Annotated in this window: 17 protein-coding genes; 6 read left to right on the forward strand and 11 right to left on the reverse strand. The window is 69.4% G+C overall.

Going from position 1 to position 17,856, the window contains the following annotated elements; all coding sequences use genetic code 11:
- Nucleotides 1–13: 13 nt before the first annotated feature.
- From ACQEXA_RS28110 to ACQEXA_RS28120, 3 genes are all read right to left on the reverse strand, one after another.
- On the reverse strand, nt 14–994 hold the full coding sequence (locus ACQEXA_RS28110; RefSeq protein ID WP_432930300.1) for a pirin family protein: 981 nt from the start codon (nt 992–994) through the stop codon (nt 14–16).
- 122 nt (nt 995–1,116) lie between these two features.
- Complete coding sequence (locus ACQEXA_RS28115) at nt 1,117–3,057, reverse strand: YncE family protein (protein ID WP_433131427.1); 1,941 nt, start codon at nt 3,055–3,057, stop codon at nt 1,117–1,119.
- Between the two features lie 241 nt (nt 3,058–3,298).
- Entirely contained in the window at nt 3,299–3,787 is a 489-nt protein-coding gene (locus ACQEXA_RS28120; RefSeq protein WP_359402944.1) for an SseB family protein, read from the reverse strand.
- Between the two features lie 142 nt (nt 3,788–3,929).
- Between ACQEXA_RS28120 and ACQEXA_RS28125 the strand changes: the two genes are divergently transcribed.
- The 3 genes from ACQEXA_RS28125 to ACQEXA_RS28135 all read left to right on the forward strand — a co-directional run bounded on the left by ACQEXA_RS28125 (nt 3,930) and on the right by ACQEXA_RS28135 (nt 7,647).
- The gene (locus tag ACQEXA_RS28125; protein WP_432930297.1) at nt 3,930–5,756 is read left to right on the forward strand and encodes an acyl-CoA dehydrogenase; all 1,827 of its coding nucleotides are present in this window, start codon (nt 3,930–3,932) and stop codon (nt 5,754–5,756) included.
- A 158-nt stretch (nt 5,757–5,914) separates the two neighbouring features.
- Nucleotides 5,915–7,264, forward strand: a complete 1,350-nt coding sequence (locus tag ACQEXA_RS28130) for a M18 family aminopeptidase (protein WP_432930295.1) — start codon at nt 5,915–5,917, stop codon at nt 7,262–7,264.
- A 143-nt stretch (nt 7,265–7,407) separates the two neighbouring features.
- Entirely contained in the window at nt 7,408–7,647 is a 240-nt protein-coding gene (locus ACQEXA_RS28135; RefSeq protein ID WP_432930293.1) for a DUF6458 family protein, read from the forward strand.
- 653 nt (nt 7,648–8,300) lie between these two features.
- Here the strand turns inward: ACQEXA_RS28135 and ACQEXA_RS28140 are convergent.
- Both ACQEXA_RS28140 and ACQEXA_RS28145 read right to left on the reverse strand, forming a co-directional pair.
- Complete coding sequence (locus tag ACQEXA_RS28140) at nt 8,301–10,115, reverse strand: NHL domain-containing thioredoxin family protein (protein ID WP_432930291.1); 1,815 nt, start codon at nt 10,113–10,115, stop codon at nt 8,301–8,303.
- Nucleotides 10,116–10,199: 84 nt separating this feature from the next.
- Complete coding sequence (locus ACQEXA_RS28145; protein WP_432930289.1) at nt 10,200–10,733, reverse strand: hypothetical protein; 534 nt, start codon at nt 10,731–10,733, stop codon at nt 10,200–10,202.
- Nucleotides 10,734–10,887: 154 nt separating this feature from the next.
- Between ACQEXA_RS28145 and ACQEXA_RS28150 the strand changes: the two genes are divergently transcribed.
- Complete coding sequence (locus ACQEXA_RS28150) at nt 10,888–11,166, forward strand: hypothetical protein (protein WP_432930288.1); 279 nt, start codon at nt 10,888–10,890, stop codon at nt 11,164–11,166.
- A 268-nt stretch (nt 11,167–11,434) separates the two neighbouring features.
- Entirely contained in the window at nt 11,435–11,989 is a 555-nt protein-coding gene (locus ACQEXA_RS28155) for a hypothetical protein (protein ID WP_432930286.1), read from the forward strand.
- A gap of 71 nt (nt 11,990–12,060) precedes the next feature.
- Here the strand turns inward: ACQEXA_RS28155 and ACQEXA_RS28160 are convergent, their stop codons facing one another.
- The 6 genes from ACQEXA_RS28160 to ACQEXA_RS28185 all read right to left on the reverse strand — a co-directional run bounded on the left by ACQEXA_RS28160 (nt 12,061) and on the right by ACQEXA_RS28185 (nt 16,267).
- A complete protein-coding gene (locus ACQEXA_RS28160; protein WP_432930285.1) occupies nt 12,061–12,525 on the reverse strand; it encodes a hypothetical protein in 465 nt (154 codons plus the stop codon).
- 120 nt (nt 12,526–12,645) lie between these two features.
- Nucleotides 12,646–13,383 carry a hypothetical protein gene (locus tag ACQEXA_RS28165; protein WP_432930283.1) on the reverse strand — a complete coding sequence of 246 codons (738 nt, stop codon included), beginning with the start codon at nt 13,381–13,383 and terminating at the stop codon, nt 12,646–12,648.
- A 157-nt stretch (nt 13,384–13,540) separates the two neighbouring features.
- Nucleotides 13,541–14,296, reverse strand: a complete 756-nt coding sequence (locus ACQEXA_RS28170) for a hypothetical protein (RefSeq protein WP_432930281.1) — start codon at nt 14,294–14,296, stop codon at nt 13,541–13,543.
- Between the two features lie 36 nt (nt 14,297–14,332).
- On the reverse strand, nt 14,333–14,614 hold the full coding sequence (locus tag ACQEXA_RS28175) for a hypothetical protein (protein WP_432930279.1): 282 nt from the start codon (nt 14,612–14,614) through the stop codon (nt 14,333–14,335).
- 202 nt (nt 14,615–14,816) lie between these two features.
- A complete protein-coding gene (locus tag ACQEXA_RS28180; protein ID WP_432930277.1) occupies nt 14,817–15,122 on the reverse strand; it encodes a hypothetical protein in 306 nt (101 codons plus the stop codon).
- A 146-nt stretch (nt 15,123–15,268) separates the two neighbouring features.
- On the reverse strand, nt 15,269–16,267 hold the full coding sequence (locus ACQEXA_RS28185) for a hypothetical protein (RefSeq protein ID WP_433131429.1): 999 nt from the start codon (nt 16,265–16,267) through the stop codon (nt 15,269–15,271).
- Between the two features lie 537 nt (nt 16,268–16,804).
- On the opposite strand from ACQEXA_RS28185, the gene ACQEXA_RS28190 reads away from it, so the two are divergent.
- Complete coding sequence (locus ACQEXA_RS28190; protein ID WP_433131431.1) at nt 16,805–17,332, forward strand: hypothetical protein; 528 nt, start codon at nt 16,805–16,807, stop codon at nt 17,330–17,332.
- The last annotated feature ends 524 nt before the right edge of the window (nt 17,333–17,856 follow it).

Here is a 17,856-nt window from a genome sequence, read left to right on the forward strand (position 1 = left end):
GGGGTAGGAGAGGTCAGGCGCCCTGCGGCCCCTTCTCGTCCATCCCGTGCACCGCCGGGATCGTGCCGAGGCGCCCCTTCTGGAAGTCCTCGAACGCCTGCTGGAGCTCCTCACGGGTGTTCATCACGAACGGCCCGTAGTGCGCCATCGGCTCACGGATCGGCTGTCCGCCCAGCAGGAGGACCTCGAGGTCCGGCGTGTTGGAGTCCTGCTTCTCGTCCGCGCGGACGGTGATCGAGGAACCCGCGCCGAACACGGCGGTCTGCCCGACGTGGATCGGCCGCCGCTCGGTGCCCACGCTGCCGCGTCCGGCCAGGACGTACGCGAGGCCGTTGAAGTCCTCGCGCCAGGGCAGCGTGACCTCGGCGCCGGGCGCCACGGTCGCGTGGATCAGGCTGATCGGCGTGTGCGTGATACCGGGGCCCTGGTGACCGTCCAGCTCACCGGCGATGACGCGCAGGAGGGCGCCGCCGTCGGGAGTCGTCAGCAACTGGACCTGGCCGCCACGGATGTCCTGGTAGCGCGGGGCCATCATCTTGTCCTTGGCGGGCAGGTTGACCCAGAGCTGGATGCCGTGGAACAGGCCGCCGGACACGACGAGCGACTCCGGCGGGGCTTCGATGTGCAGGAGGCCGGAGCCGGCTGTCATCCACTGGGTGTCACCGTTGGTGATGGTGCCGCCACCGCCTTGGGAGTCCTGGTGGTCGAAGATTCCGTCGATGATGTACGTGACGGTTTCGAAGCCGCGGTGGGGGTGCCACGGCGTGCCCTTGGGCTCGCCGGGCGCGTACTCCACCTCGCCCATCTGGTCCATCATGATGAAGGGGTCGAGGTGGCGGTAGTGGATTCCGGCGAACGCCCGGCGAACCGGGAAACCCTCGCCCTCGAAGCCGCTGGGCGCGGTCGTGACACCGAGCACGGGACGGGACACCGCGTCGGCGGGCGTGACCACACGGGGCAGGGTCAGCGGGTTCTCGACGGTCACTGCAGGCATGTCGGTACCTCCTTTGTGCTTCCACTTTAGTTGACGATTGAACTTTCTGCCACCCCGCAACGCCGAAAGCCCGGAGGGCATTCCCTCCGGGCTCCCGTCGTCACGCGAGTGCGTCAGTCGCTTCAGTTGCTGAAGTACAGGTACTTCCAGGCGCCGTACGTCGTGGAGTTCACGGTGTCACCGGACGAGCCGTTGACGTACACCGACCGCATCCGCGCCCTGATCCCGGACTCGCCGGGCGCCCCCAGCCGCACGGCCGACTTGCCGCTCGTGCCGAGGGGGAAGTACTCGGAGTCGGCCGAGTACCACCAGCCCTGGTAGTAGACCTGCAGGTCGAAGCGCTGCTTGCGACCCGGGTAGTAGGTCATGGTCGTCGTGAGCAGCGGGTCGGTGCTCTTGTGGAACCAGTAGTACGTCGTCGAGCCGATCTTGGCCGTCTTGTAGTGCCGGGAGACGGCGGTGGAGATCCTGACCCTGGCGTACCCCGTGGACTTCACCGTCCTGGGCGCGAAGCGGGCATCACCCTTGAACACCGCGGTGACGGCCGTGTCGCGCGTCATGTCCACGATCGCCGAGATGTTGCCGCTGGAGTTGACCTTGCCGGTCTTCAGCAGCTTCTTCGGCTTGTCGCCGCCGAAGGGGTCGGCCCAGATCTCGACCGTGCGGTTCTTGTACGTCGAACCGAGGTGCGCGGTGAAGGTGACGTCGGTGCCGTAGTTGTAGAGCTTGCCGTTGTTGTTCAGGGTCAGCGTCGGCGTGGCACGGGAGACCGCGACCTTGTCGGAGGCCGTGACCGAGAAGTGCTCGGCGTCGCCCGCGTAGGTGACCTTGTACGTGACGGTGCCGCCGGCCGGCGGGGTGTCGGTGAAGGAGTAGGTACCGTCCGCCTTCACCGCGACGGGCGTGAGCGCCTTGCCGCTGGGGCTCTCCAGATCGGTGCGGGTCACCGCGAGCTTCACGCCGCTCGGCAGCGGCACCGTCGCCGACAGCTTGCCGGTCACGGTGAGCTGCTTGGCACGGGTCGCCGTGGACGGGGCGTTCACCGTCAGCGTCGGGTTGTTCACCATCGGCTGGGTGAGCACCTTGAGGCTGTAGCCGCTGCCCGTCCCCACGAGCGCGAAGATCCGTGAGGAGTCCGGGGCCCATGCAAGGTCGGCCGTGCCGGAGCTGCTGGTGCTGTAAGTGCGCACCGACTGGGCGGCGTTGGCGCGGTAGACCGCCACCTTGTCACCGGCGACCTGGGCAACCAGGCCGCTCGTGGAGACATCGGCGCGCTGCCCCGAGGGGTAAGCGCCGGCGGCGGTGAACTTCCCGTCGGCGTAGGCGTCCCGCTGCGTGCCGTTGACCAGCACCTGCGGGGCGCCAGGAACGAGGTCGATGTCCCCGATGCCGTCGTTCAAGGTGTAGTCGCCCTGGTACCAGGCGGTCAGCTGCGGTGTGCCGCCGGAGACGTCGACGACGGCCATCGAGTCGGTGGAGAGGCCGGTCTCTCCGACGGCCAGCAGCCCGGGCGTGTTCGGGTCGGTGTCGAGGAGTGCCTGGCCCCAGACCCCGGGGTAGGGCTGCGGGAACTGCCCGAGCGTCACCGGGTCCGTTCCGCTCGCCGGGTCCACCGCCGGGTCGACCGAGCCGAGGTCGCCGTCCCACTGGTCGCCGTAGGTGAACCAGACCTTGCCGCCGGCGAAGGCGACATGGCGCGGGCCCGTGTCGGTGGCGACGGTGTACCGCGCCTTGACGTCGAGGGTGGCCGCGTCGAGGGCCACGATCTCGTGGCTGCTCGGCACCGCCGCATACAAGGTGGCGCCGTCGTCAGACACCGCCAGATCGGAGACCGTGCCGAGGCCGTTCACCGAGTCGACGGCGGTCCCGGAGAAGTCGGCGGCCACGACGGTCCCGGACGCGCTGTCGCCGACGAAGACCCGGCCGAGGGCTCCGTCCACGACGATCCCGCCGGGCGAGGAGACGGTGGCGGCGGCGGCCGAGGCGGAGCCCGCCGCGACAGCGCTCAGCGCTACCGAGCTGAAGAGGACCGCGAGCGCCGTCGCGGCCGAGGTGCTGCGCATACGCACAGTGATGGAACCCCCCACATGAAATCCCGGGGTCGCCGGGAGATGAGAGCGCCGCGCGGCACCCGGACGTAACCGCATGAGGGCGGTGGCGTGCGGGGCGCGGCTGCCGGAGGGAACTCTATGGCATGGCTGTGACAAGCGCCGAGGGGATTATCGGGAGCCCCGAGCCGCTCGGCCCGGCGCGGACGTCTGCTCAGTAGCGGCATCCAAGCGGTCCGCGCAGCAATAGCAGCGTCTAGCCGTACATGCGCCGCATCGCGAACTCCACCATCTGCTCGACCGCCTTCGCGTCGAAGACCATCCGGTGCTCCCCCTCCATGTCGAGGACGAACCCGTATCCGGTCGGCAGCAGGTCGATGACCTCGGCGCCGGTGATCACGAAGTACTTGGACTCCTTGCCCGCGTACCGGCGCAGCTCCTTGAGCGTGGTGAACATCGGGATCACGGGCTGCTGGGTGTTGTGCAGCGCCAGGAATCCCGGGTTGTCACCGCGCGGGCAGTACACCTTGGACGTCGCGAAGATCTGCTGGAAGTCCTCGGCGGCCATCGACCCCGTGGTGAACGCCCGGACCGCGTCCGCGAGCGACGGCGGCGACGGCTCCGGATACAGCGGCGGCTGCTGGCCGTATCCGCCGGGCATCTGCCCGCCCGGCATCTGCTGCCCGGGCATCTGCTGCTGCGGCGGAGCGTACTGCTGCTGACCCGCGTTCTGATAGCCGTACATGCCCCAAAGAGTAGTGGGCCACATAAGGCCGTCGGGGGTTGATTCTTATTACCGACGGGTAGCATCATCGGTGCTACTAGTTGGTACGTGAACAAGATGCGAGGATCAAGTGCCTCGCCGATCCCTCTACGGAGCCGTCGCCATGGGGCACTACAAGCCGAATCTCCGCGACATCGAGTTCAACCTCTTCGAAGTACTCGGGCGCGACAAGCTGTACGGCACCGGCCCGTTCGCCGAGATGGACACGGACACCGCGAAGAGCATCCTCGAGGAGCTCACCCGCCTGTCGGAGAACGAGCTGGCGGAGTCCTTCGCGGACGCCGACCGCAACCCGCCCGTCTTCGACCCCGAGACGAACACCGCCCCGGTCCCCGCGTCCTTCAAGAAGAGCTACAAGGCCTTCATGGACTCCGAGTACTGGCGCCTCGGCCTGCCGGAGGAGATCGGCGGCACCACCGCCCCGCCGTCCCTGATCTGGTCGTACGCGGAGCTGATCCTCGGCTCGAACCCGGCGATCTGGATGTACTCCTCCGGCCCGGCGTTCGCCCGCATCCTCTTCGAGGAGGGCACCGAGGCCCAGAAGAAGGTCGCGTCGATAGCCGTCGAGAAGACCTGGGGCTCCACCATGGTGCTCACCGAGCCGGACGCCGGCTCGGACGTCGGCGCCGGGCGCACCAAGGCGATCCAGCAGGAGGACGGCTCCTGGCACATCGAGGGCGTGAAGCGCTTCATCACCTCCGGTGAGCACGACATGGAGGAGAACATCCTCCACTACGTCCTCGCCCGCCCCGAGGGCGCCGGCCCCGGCACCAAGGGCCTGTCCCTCTTCCTCGTCCCGAAGTACCTCTTCGACTTCGAGACCGGCGAGCTGGGCGAGCGCAACGGCGTCTACGCCACCAACGTCGAGCACAAGATGGGCCTGAAGGCCTCCAACACCTGCGAGATGACCTTCGGCGACCGCCACCCCGCCAAGGGCTGGCTGATCGGCGACAAGCACGACGGCATCCGCCAGATGTTCCGCATCATCGAGTTCGCCCGCATGATGGTCGGCACGAAGGCGATCTCCACCCTGTCCACCGGCTACCTGAACGCGCTGGAGTACGCCAAGGAGCGCGTCCAGGGTCCGGATCTGGCCAACTTCATGGACAAGGCCGCCCCCAAGGTCTCCATCACGCACCACCCCGACGTCCGCCGCTCGCTGATGACGCAGAAGGCGTACGCCGAGGGCATGCGCGCCCTCGTCCTCTACACCGCCTCCGTCCAGGACGCGATCGCGGTCAAGGAGGCGAACGGCGAGGACGCCGCCACCGAGCACGCCCTGAACGACCTGCTCCTGCCGATCGTCAAGGGCTACGGCTCCGAGAAGGGCTACGAGCAGCTCGCCCAGTCGCTCCAGACCTTCGGCGGCTCCGGCTTCCTGCAGGAGTACCCGATCGAGCAGTACATCCGCGACGCCAAGATCGACACCCTGTACGAGGGCACCACCGCGATCCAGGGCCAGGACTTCTTCTTCCGGAAGATCGTCCGCAACCAGGGCGCCGCGCTGAACTCGCTCGCCGAGGACATCAAGAAGTTCCTGGCGATCGGCACCGGCGGCGAGGAGCTGGCCACGGCGCGCGAGCACCTCGCCAAGGCGGCCGTCGAGCTGGAGGCCATCGTCGGCCTGATGCTGACCGACCTCGCGGCCACCGAGCAGGACGTCAAGAACATCTACAAGGTCGGTCTGAACACCACCCGCCTGCTGCTGGCCTCCGGTGACGTCGTCGTCGGCTACCTGCTGCTGAAGGGTGCCGCGGTCGCCGCCGAGAAGCTCGGGACGGCCTCCGCCAAGGACAAGACGTTCTACACCGGCAAGATCGCGGCGGCGAAGTTCTTCGCGGCCAACGTCCTGCCGGGCGTCACCCTGGCCCGCAAGGTGGCCGAGGGCGTCGACCTGGACCTGATGGAGCTGGACGAGGCCGCGTTCTAGGACGCATCCGCCGGCCGCGGATCCCCGCACCGCCGACGTCCGGTGAGGAACTGACCGGACACTGACCGTCCGGTCAGTCCCGGCCCTCCACATCCTCCTTACGAGGGCCCGCTCCCGATCACCGGGAGCGGGCCCTCGTCCGTCGTTAAGGTGAAGACATGAGTAGCAGCTCCCGCCCGTCGCCCGCCGCCACCCCGGCGCATGGCGCTTCTCGCGCATCTCTCACCTTCGATCGCGCCCACACCGACGACCTCATGTCCTTCCTGGCCGCGAGCCCCTCGCCCTACCACGCCGTGGCGAACACCGCCGAGCGGCTGGAGAAGGCCGGCTTCCGGCAGGTCGCCGAGACGGACGCCTGGGACGGGACCAGCGGCGGCAAATACGTGCTTCGCGGGGGCGCGATCGTCGCCTGGTACGTCCCCGAGGGCGCCGACCCGCACACCCCCTTCCGGATCCTGGGCGCCCACACCGACTCCCCGAACCTGCGGGTCAAGCCCCGACCGGACAGCGGCGCGCACGGCTGGCGGCAGGTCGCGGTGGAGATCTACGGCGGCCCGCTGCTCAACTCCTGGCTGGACCGTGACCTGGGCCTCGCGGGCCGGCTGTCGCTGCGCGACGGCTCGACCCGCCTGGTGAACATCGACAGACCGCTGCTGCGCGTACCACAGCTGGCCGTCCATCTGGACCGCTCGGTCTCCACCGAGGGCCTGAAGCTCGACAAGCAGCGCCACCTCCAGCCCATCTGGGGCCTGGGCGACGACGTACGGGACGGCGATCTGATCGCCTTCCTGGAGGAGGAACTCGGCCTCGCCGCCGGCGAGGTGGCGGGCTGGGACCTGATGACCCACTCCGTGGAACCGCCGTCCTACCTGGGCCGCGACAAGGAGCTGGTGGCCGGCCCGCGGATGGACAACCTGCTGTCCGTGCACGCGGCCGCCGCGGCGCTGGCGGCCGTCGCCACCTCCGACGTCGCCCTCTCGTACATCCCGGTCCTCGTCGCCTTCGACCACGAGGAGAACGGCTCCCAGTCGGACACCGGCGCCGACGGCCCGCTGCTCGGATCCGTGCTGGAACGCTCGGTGTTCGCCCGGGGCGGCTCGTTCGAGGACCGGGCGCGCGCCTTCGCCGGCTCGATCTGTCTGTCCTCCGACACCGGGCACGCCGTCCACCCCAACTACGCGGAACGGCACGACCCGACGCACCATCCGCGGGCGGGCGGCGGCCCCATCCTCAAGGTGAACGTCAACAACCGCTACGCCACGGACGGTTCGGGACGCGCCATCTTCGCCGCGGCCTGCGACAAGGCCGGCGTCCCCTTCCAGTCGTTCGTCTCGAACAACTCGATGCCCTGCGGCACGACCATCGGCCCCATCACGGCGGCCCGCCACGGCATCAAGACGGTCGACATCGGCGCGGCGATCATCTCGATGCACAGCGCCCGCGAACTGTGTGCCACCGACGACCCGTTCCTGCTCGCGAACGCGCTGGTGGCGTTCCTGGAGGGCTGACACCCCGCAGCCACCCCGGCCCCGGCCCGGACTCCGGGTGATGGCCCTCGCACGCCCGAGCGATCGGTCCGGCATGCCTTCCACTCGCCCGGGTACCCGGGTGCGGGGACGGAAGGACCGGACCCACAGGGAGGGCAGGACTCATGGGCCTGGGCGGATGCATCATCCTGATCGCCGTGGGGGCCATCCTCGCGTTCGCGACCGACTGGCACATGAACGGGGTCAATCTGCATCTGGTCGGCGTCATCTTCATGATCGCCGGACTGATCGGAGTCGCCACCTTCAGCAGCATCTACCGCCGTCGGCGGGTGGTGGTGCCGTCCCCACCGGTGGTCGAGGAGGAACGGCACCGCCGGGAGTACGGCGACGGGTACGGAATCTAGTCCCGGACCAGGCCGGCCCCACCCGGCCTGCGCCGCTTCCCGGCGGGCCCGCCGCACGTGTTGGCGACCTGCGCCACGTCCCGGCGGGCCCGCCGCACGTGTTGGCGACCTGCGCCACGTCCCGGCGGGCCGGCCCCGCGTGTTGGCGGCCCGCATCGCGTGCGGGTGCCAGACCCGCAGTCGGCGGTCGGCGCCAGACCCGCATGTCGGCGGCCTGCACCACTTCCCAGCCAGGCGTGAACCCGGTACGCCGACGGACTACGCCGCGTCCGGGCGGGCCAGCCCCCGCGTTGGCGGCCCGCAGCGCGTGCGGGCGCCAGACCCGCAGTCGGCGGTCGGCACCAGACCCGCATGTCGGCGGCCTGCACCACTTCCCAGCCAGGCGTGAACCCGGTGCGCCGACGGACTGCGCCGCGTCCGGACGGGCCAACCCCGCGCGTTGGCGGGCTGTGCCACATCCCGGCGGCTCAGTCCTGCATGTCGGTGGCCCGGGCCACTTTTCAGCGAGCCTGCCCCTCGTGTTGACGGCCCGCCCGTCCCGGCGGGCCGGCCCCGCGTATCGGCTGGCCCGCGCCACGTCGCGGCGGGGCCGTAGCGGGTACCGGCGGCCTACCCCGGTTCTCGGCGGGGCCTGAACCGGGTGCGCCCGCGGCCTACTCCTCGTCCATGCCCGCCAGCACCAGCGGGAGCCGGGTCGCCCCGCCTTCCGTGAGGCGGACCGGGACGCCCCAGTCCTGCTGGTGGACGTGGCACGCCGGGTACTCGTTGGCCGGGTCGTCGTCGCAGGACGCGGCCATCGCCGAGATGTGCAGGACACCCTCCGGTATGGACGGGTCCAGTTCGAGGTCGCGCCCGAGGTCCGTGTCCGCGCCCTCGCCCTTCAGCAGCAGCTCGGGCGGGGTCGAGGAGACCAGCAGGCGGGTCGAGGGGCCGTAGCGGGTGTCCAGCTTCTGACCGGCCGGCGCCTGGAAGATCACGTCCAACCGGAGCTTGCCGGGCGCGACTTCGGTCGCCGCGCGCTGGGTGCGGTGGGCCACCGATGCGACCTGGACCGCCTCCTCGGGCAGTCGCAGCCGGGTCAGCCGGTGGCGGGCCGACTCCACGACCACGATGTCCTCGCCGACCAGCACGGCGTCCGACGGCTCCCGCAGATCCGTCGCCAGCGTGCTCACCTCTCCCGTCGCCGGATCGTAGCGGCGCAGCGCGTGGTTGTAGGTGTCGCTGACCGCCACCGAACCGTCCGGCAGGGCGGTCACACCCAGCGGGTGCTGGAGCAACGCCTGTCCGGCCGCGCCGTCGCGGTGCCCGAAGTCGAACAGCCCCGTGCCGACGGCCGTGTGCACCGCGCCGTCCCGGTCCACCCAGCGCAGGGCGCTCGTCTCGGAGTCGGCCAGCCAGAGGCGCTCCCCGTCGACGGACGCCGCGAGTCCCGAAGGCTGCGCGAACCAGGCCTCGGCACCGGGACCGTCCACCAGCCCCTCGTTGGTGGTGCCCGCCGCCACCGCGACCGTGGCCGTCCGCGGGTCGTACGTCCACAGCTGGTGCACCCCCGCCATGGCGATCCATACCTGGTCCCCGAAGACCGCCACGTCCCACGGCGAGGACAGATCCACCTCCCGGGCGGGACCGGAAGTCGGCGAGCCCTGCCACCACTGCTTGCCGGTGCCCGCGAGCGTGGTGACCTCGCCGGTCGCCAGGTCCAGGCGGCGCATCGCGTGGTTCACGGTGTCGGCCACGACCACCGCGCCCTCCTCCAGCAGCGCCAGGCCCTGCGGCTCGCTGAAGCTCGCCGCGTCCGCCGGGCCGTCCGCGAAGCCCCGCACACCGGAACCGATCCGGCGCACGACCGTCTCGCCGTCCGCCGCCAGTTCCACCAGCTGGTGCCGGGTGGTGTCGCTGACCAGAAAGGTCCCGGACGGCAGCAGGAGCGCCTTGCCCGGGAACCGGAGGGTCGTGGGCTCGGGCTCCGGCGCCACGTAGGGGCCGTCGCCGCGGCGCAGGGTGCCCTTCGCGGAGTGCTCCTCCTCCAGTTCCTCCACGAGCCGCGCTATCGCGTGCGCGTGACCCTCGCCCGCGTGCTGGGCGACCACATACCCCTCCGGGTCGATGACCACGAGCGTCGGCCAGGCACGGACGGCGTACTGCTTCCAGGTGGCGAGCTCCGGGTCGTCGAGCACCGGGTGCTCGACCCCGTACCGCTCGACCGCGTCCACCACCGCCTGGTGTTCCGCCTCGTGGACGAACTTCGGTGAGTGCACGCCGATGATCACCACCGTGTCACGGTGCTTCTCCTCCAGCTCGCGCAGCTCGTCCAGGACGTGCAGGCAGTTGATGCAGCAGAACGTCCAAAAATCTACCACGACTAGACGACCTCGGAGGTCCGCCAGGGTGAGGTTCTTCCCGCCGGTGTTAATCCATCCGCCCTTACCGACCAGCTCAGGGGCTCGGACGCGTACGCGCTTCGTCATTCGTCCAGCGTCGCACTGGTGCCCGTAAACGACGAAAGCGCCCCCACCATCGAGGGCAAGGGCGTTCGCGTTCAAGTGGGGCCGTCAGGCGTCGTCGCCCGCCACGATCGCGGCGCAGCCACCGCACCAGTCCTGCGGACGACGCCGGGCCTCCCACGCGTCGCGGTGGGTCGGGTGGAAGTCGTGCTCGTCGTGGGTCACGCAGAGCGCCATCCACTTGTCGACGGCGTCGATGAGCCGGTACTCGGCGCAGTTCACGGACGCCGTGAGCGCACCGGTCGAACGGACGACCGCCGCCCAGCGAGCGCCGGGGATCGAGGCGGCGTCGACGTTCTTGTCGGAGGCGAACAGCTTCGTCGTACCCGCCGCCTTCGTGGCGCGGGGCTTGCGGCCCTTCGGGGCCTTCCGCTTGGCCTTGGGCTTCGCAGCCGGGACCGGCGCGGGAGCGATCGGCGCCGTGAGCTCAGGTGCGCGGCGTGCGCAATTTCCGCACGTGGCACCGGTGGCGACCGGCTCCCCGTACACGCCCTGCTTGCCGCAAGCGGTCCATCCGGAAGCCAGGACGACGTGCACAGCCGCGCCCTTGCCCATCGTGCGGTGCTGGTGGTTCGTGTTCATCGGTTCCCCTCCGCAGTCGGTCGGCTCCGCTCTGTTGCGGTGCCGGGGTCGATGATCAGACGCTGCTCCCAGCGATCTCAAGGCTGTGAACTGCGGAAACGCAGAAACGCCCCGCAGCCGGTCAGGGCTACGGGGCGCTTCGGAGAGTGGTCAGATGTGGTTCGCGCCCAGGAGGGCTTCGCTCAGTGCGCGGGCGGCGGAGTTCAGCGACTCGGACTGGCAGGCCATCGAAACCGCTCTGCCGACGACAGACGTCGAACAGTCCGACTGGTACGACTACCCGCTGTTGGGCCGGGTACCGCTGACGATATTCGTCGCAGCGGACCCAGGGTCGTCCGTGGCCTTTGTCCGATTCGTAGGAGTATCCGACGACCGCACGAAGGCGCAGATTGAGGCGGCGCTACACATCTTCGCGACATGGGAGCTGGCCTAACGGATTCGTCCACCCGGCCAGCCTGGACGCACTACGCGCGGCGCTGCCCGATGGCAAGTTCGACTTGCAGCATGCGCAGCGGGGGAGTGCGGCCGGTGGCCCTTGCGAACCGCGTCCGCACCGCAGTACGGAAGCCAGCTCGCTGAACAGGCGAGGGCTCAGCCCGGTGACGGGGCTATCCCGACACCTCAGGGTCCTAACTCGTCAAGCTGCGGTCGTCAGCCCACTGTGTAGCCTGTCGATCTGTTCGAACGGGATGAGGGTGAGAGTGGAGACGTTGGTGGAGGAGGCCGTCGCGAATGCGCTTCGTCGCGACGGGGGCAGCGAGGTGATTCGCCTGTATGTCTCCGCCTGCACCGAACGCATGGCGCCACTGTTCATGGGCCTGCGGGCGGGCGCGCCGGGGCGGGAAGCCGACCTGGACTTCTATGCGGAGTCCGTACGCGATCTTTGGTATATCGACCGGCCCCTCGCCGACGCCGCCGAGCGCGTACGTCTGCTGGAGCGGTTCCCGGAGCTTCAGCCGGACGAGGAGGGGATCACTGATGTCGCCGACACCTACGCCTTCTTCGCTGTCCTCTGCCTGCGGTATGCCCTGCTAGCTCACGGTCCGGGAGACGTTGATGACGCGGTGTCCTGCGGCCACGCCGCGCTCACCGCGATGGGGATGCTGGACCAAAACGTGGCGGGCGCCGGCTTTCTCGCCGAGGAACAACGGCTCCAGTCCCTCTCGCTGAGCGGTGACGCCTCAGGCCTGTGGGACGCGAGCGTCACGGCCGGGCGGGAGAGGTTCCGTGCCGTGTTGGGCCGCCTGCCCCGCTAGGCATCTCCTGATCGCTGCCGGTGACACGGCCTCTGACTATGCGGCCGCTGTGTGCCCGTGTGCGGGAGGTGTCAGTCAAGGCCGACCGTCTTGAGGCGGTCGGTCAACGACGCGACACCGGCGACCGGCGCGGCGACAGCCGGCTCGTCGTCGGCCTCGGCCTCACCGATCACCCATCGGTTCCGGGCCATGCCCGAAGCCGTGAGCCCCAGCGACTCGCCGACCTGCTTCACCTGCGCCCACAGCATCGACGACGACTGGGGCTGTTCGGCGCGAGCCAGGATGCGGACGTACGCCGCCACCTCCCACTCCAGCCGCGCGGCTTCCCATGCGACGGCCTGGGGGAGCGACCACAGCGCTTCCCACAGCTCGTACTCGCGGTCGGACGGGCTCACGAGCGGGAACTCGGGAGCGTCGCCGGCGCGACCCGCAGCCGGGAGCGTGGTCCACCCCTGCTGCTCGGCCTTGGCCTTGTGCGACCGGCCGGTGCTCGACGGCGCCGGACCGGAGCGGCTACGCGGGCCTCCTCTGACCATGGGGCACTCCTTCTGTTACATGCGGTGAGCGATCGGGTTTTTAGGACTGGGCGCACCTGGGAAGCCCCTCCCCCGCGCCTGCTGTCCCCACGGTCCGAAGGGGCATCCCCCAGGTAGGGCTCACGCCTCGCGGTCGTTCCATCCGCCTGGCTGCTCGCGAGCGGTCAGCTTGTTGTGATGCGCGGCTGTCATCGGCTGGAGGTTCGACGGCAGGTAGCCCTTCGGACCATTCGGGCCGAGGCCGTCGCGATGGTTGAGCACGGTCGCGGCCGGACGCATGACCGAAGGCATCAGCAAGCAGTCATCGCACTCACACGTCTTGCCCACGAGGTAGCGCGCTGAGAACGCACGCCACTCGGTGTCGGCGTGGCCGGTGCGCCGCTCCTTGTCGGCCCGCTTGGCACGGGCTACCCTCCGGCAGCCCTTACACCGGTTGTCACCCCGGGGTGTCGTGTTGATCCGGCATCCGCACCCGGGGGTGCTGCACACGCCGTACCGCCGTCCCGCGAGGGGCTCTTCGTCGCACTCGTTGCATGCGCCCTCGTCGGCGTTCGGGGCGACGGCAGCCGTCGGCACGATCACCGGCGGTGCCTCGTACGCGGTCTGTTCGCCGAACGCCAGCGCACGGACTGCGGCGAGCTCGCCTCGGAAGGGGGCTATACCGACGGACGGCGGGACGCGGAGGTACGACACGATCGCAGCGACGATGTCGGTGGGCTTGTCGAACATGACCAGGTCGACGACGGCGGGCTCGTCGCCGGACGCGCGAGCGCTGATGATGCGGGATGCTGCGTCGAACTTCTCGGAGTCGCGCGGTACGTGAAGGTACTTGGCCAGCTTGGAGATCGGGTTGTCCACGGTCCTCCTTGAAACCGGCGGGGGCGAGCCACAGTGGACCCGCCCCGAGCCGGCTGTCGTTACTCGGTCACGTCGTCGTCCGCCGGATCAGCCGGTGGCGTCTGGCCGACCGGTGTCCCGTGCTGGCCCTGCCAGTGCTCGACCAGCTCTTCCGGCGTCACGCGGCCACCTCGTCGACGTACTCGGCCTGGCCCTTGCCGACCAGCGCGGCGGCGTGGTGCGCGTCGATCTCCAGCTCGGCCCCGTTCACCCGGCTGCGGATCGCTCGCGTCGGCTTGGGCTGGATGTGGCCGTACGACTCGTCGATAGCGCGGACCTCGGCGGCGCCACGATCGATCGGACGGCCGTAGACGTCGACAGCGGGACCCTCCGACGCGGTGACCGGCGCGGCCTCGGTGACGTCCGGGCATTCGGTGTACAGGCCGAGCTTGGCCCAGTTCGTGACCCACGCACGACGGGTGAGCGCAGCGCCGTACACCTGCCGGGCGGCGTCAGCGGCCGCCTGAGCGTCGATGTACGTGCTCGCGACCTTGGACACGTCGGCTTCGATCAGCTGCTCGATCGCGGGAAGCTCGCGGCGGACAGCCGCCTTGAGCGCGGCGTCGGCCTTGCGGACCTCGGCGGCGAGCGTGCGCAGGGCGCCGAGCACACGCGGACGCTGCCGCTGGGCAGCCTCCAGGTGCGACGGCTCGTCGAGGGGGTTGCGGCCGTCGGCCATGGCGGCAGCACCGGCGGCCTCGTCGCGGGCGATCGCGACGGCCTCCCAGTTGGACATCAGCAGCTCGGCGTGCTCCGACTCGTAGTCGACGAACCGTTCATACGCCGCGTCGCGGGCGTCGAGGAACTTGTGAACGGGCTTGGGCAGGAAGGCGCGAGGCGGGACGGACATGGTGTCGGCGTAGATCTCAGACATTGGGGTGGCTTCCTTGCGGGGTGCGTGTAAACGGGGTCAGACGGTCAACAGGCGTACGCCGTCGAGGTAGACCGCCCCGGCGATGTAGTCAGGGGCGCGGCGGGTGCGGATGCCCGCCTCCTCCAGCACGCGCTTGACCGTGCCGAGGTGGTATGCGCTGCTGTCGCCGCCAGAGCGCCGGACCTCGGCGGAAATGGCGTGAGCGACGTCGAGGAGCAAGACGGTTTCGCCCTTGGCGGGTGCCAACACGAGGGCAGCGGCGGCAGCGATCATCTCGGCGTGCGGGACGTCTTGGGGGAGCAGGTGTGAACGGTGCATGGGTGGCTCCAGGCATGGCCAGGGGCCGCACTGCGGCGTTGCAGCACGGCCCCGGGGTGGTTGGGCGTATTCGGTTGTCGATGTGCGTCAGATGGCCAGCAGGACGAGGGCGACGTACAGCAGTAGCGACGAGCCAGCGATCCAGCGGCACATGGCGATCAGGTCGGCGCGGGTCATGGAGGGCATGGGCGGTCCTCGGGGATCAGACGGCTATGAACGCGTACGGGTCGGCACCTGCAATGAGCGCCGGGAGGAGCGCGGCGAAGTGCGTGAGCGTGCCGTCCAGTTGGCGGAGAGCGGCGACGTTCTGGGCGAACCAGTAGTCGACGTCTTCGGCGTCGTCGCCGACGTGCCAGGACGGGTCGGCGTAGCGCCGGACGGCGTCGGCGTGATTCGCGGCGGTTGTGGTGAGTCGGTCCCAGTTCGAGCGCAGCACCGGCGGGCAGTGGGGGTTCGCCAGCACGGCCGCGAGTTCGGCGGTCGTGTAGACGGTCGTGGGTGCGGCCATGGGGCCTCCTCCAGGGCATGAAAAGAACCGCCACCTGGCACGAGGCGGGGCGGCGGTTCGGGGGTTGGGTCGGTGGCGGCGCGTTCGGCCGTCGGTGGGTCAGCAGTGGCGTCCTGGTGACGTGCGGGCCGTGGCGGGGGACGTCGTCACGCGGTCCGCCGGAGTGGGATCACGTTGTCGCGCCGGGAGGTGACCTTGGGCTTGGTCGCTGCGGCAGCGAGCTGCAGGCACAGTTCGTCGGCGACCATCTCGGCAGCGCGCTCGAGGATCGCACGGCTCGTTTCGCTGAGGTTCAACGGCTCCTCCGGGATCGTGTACGTGCGTATGCCTTGCACGCGTCGCCGGGGTCCGAGGACGTCGTCGGCGGCGCTGTAGAACGTGTGGGTCGACGGGATGCGCGGACGGGTGGGCAGACCTTCGGCTTCGGCCTCCTCGGCCCAGTCCTCCGGATCGTCCTCGTACCACTCGACCCATGAGCCGATGCCGCCCGACGCGTGAGCGTAGAGCTCGGTCGCCGGGACGCGGTCACCCGGGCCGATGTCGAGCTCGGCGTCTTCGTCGTACAGCGATCGCAGCCAGGTGCGTGATGACTCGTCCTCGCGGGCCTTGCGGCTGGCGCGGGAGTCGGCAGCACGTTCGGCGGCTGCCTTAGCGGGCAGCCGGTCGGCCTTGGGTGGTGACCACTTCGGCGCAGCCATGCGGACGCGGCGGACGACATCGACCAGGTACCCCGACACGTTCGCGGGGTCGGCCACGGTGACGAACAGTCGCAGGTCGGTATACGGGCGTCCCGCGTCGGAGCGGTCTGGCAGGGCGGCGAGCCCATCGCGGAGGACGGCGACCATCGCGGCCACCGGCGCCGGCGAGGGCGTGGCGTCCGAGCCGGCTGGGCGCGTCAGGAGGGCTGCGCCGCTGCTGAACACGTTGTGCGACGCGGACAAGAACGGCGCGGCCCACACCTCGGCGAGTACGTCCGGGCCGGGGAGCTCAACGGACAGCCCGTCGTATGTCCCGGCGTCCAGCTTCATTCGGACGGGGCGGCGGGTGGCGACGTTCGTAGCGCGGCCACCGTCGCGGAGCGCGGCGAGGGCGGCGACCGCGTGGGCCACCTCGGGTGATGATGACGATGAGGCGGGAGCCTTCATCGGGGTACCTCCTACGTCCTTGCGGTGACGTACATGAAGTGGGCCAGGTGCGGCAGGTGTGCTCAGCTTGAGTTTTCACCTCCGCGGACCGTGAAACTGGTGGCGGCACATGATGGATCTGGGTGTCTGCGAACATGGGTGCGCCATGTTCGTTCGCCCGTGAGGTGATCCTTTGAGAAAGGTGGCACTGCGTCCCCACGCACTGTTGCCTCGGCAGTACGACCACCGGAGGGTCCTAGCGACCACGGTGGATGCCTGGGACAGGGCTCTCTGGCTGATCTGTCCCGATGCGGAACTCAAACCGCAATCGCACGGAAGCCCGTATCCCAGACCCCGCAACTACCCCTATGAAGCGCTTCTCGTCACCGACGACGGCGGCACCGTACACGAACAGACCCTGCACGAGGTGAGCGTGTGGGTCAGTCACGTCGACGCGCTGCCCAACGGGCGGTTCATCCTGCTGCAAGGACGTGGACCCGGGGAGAGCGCAACGCCCAGATATACGGCCGAGACGGCCGACGCCGATGCGCATTCCAGATGGGGGATGCCATCGAGTTCATGATGGCGGACCGACGGAACCATGTCTGGAGCGCCTACTTCGACGAAGGCGTCTATGCCGACCCCATCAGCGCCGCTGGCCTGGTGCGCTGGGACAGTGGAGGCCGCCAGGAATGGCGGTACTCGGCTCCCGAGGGCATCGAATACATCGATACGGTCTACGCCCTGAACGTCGACGACGGTGTGGCCTGGGCCAGCTATTACCCGACCTTCCCGCTGCTGGAGGTCCGCACGAACGGGCGGACCTGCGTCCGAACTTCGCCCGTGGTCGCTCCCCGAGGAATGGCCGTGCATGGGGAGGAAATCATGATGCTCGGCGGGAACCGGCAGGCCGACCGGCTCCACCGCTGCCGCATGACCGGGCACGAAGTCCTACTGGCCGAAGAAGCGCAGCTCACCCGCCCCGACGGCGCACCGCTCAAGCAGTACGCCCGCCCCGTTGGACGGGGACGACATCTGTATCTACGCGGTTCGTCGGCCAAGCAGTGGTTCGTGACCGACATATAGGCTGACGTTGGAAGCCCTTGGGGTGCTGGGTAAGGTGCCATTTCGCGTAGCGCTGACGTTCTTCGGGCCACTTACTTATTCGTGTTAGTAGCGACGACGTCAACTACTACAAGAAATAAGTAAGTGAGGTTACAGCCGTCATTGCTACGCGATTTGGCACCTTGGATGGGGCAGGGCCCAGTCATCCCCCGCGCCGTGCCCGGCGTGGCCAAGCCCTCGCTCCACTCCACGTATTCCAGCTGGTCAGAGTGACGATTCGCTTCGTCACTCCATCACCTAGCCGGATATGCCGACGGCCCCGAGGTCGCACCCCGCGTCACCCGCGAAGGCGGCTCCGAGTCCGTCGTTACCCGTGCCATGCCCAGGCACCCACCGCAGCACCGAAGTGCCGCGCCACATGTACTAAGTGGGCCAGCACCTCGGAAATGGCTCGGCATTGTCCCATATAGTGGAGGCCAAAATAGTGACCTCAGCCACAACGCCACTGCTGGGCGTGTAAACGCACGAGGGCGGCGCCCCGGGGT

Origin of the sequence: Streptomyces sp. CA-106110 (assembly GCF_050936285.1) — a bacterium.
Classification (GTDB): domain Bacteria; phylum Actinomycetota; class Actinomycetes; order Streptomycetales; family Streptomycetaceae; genus Streptomyces.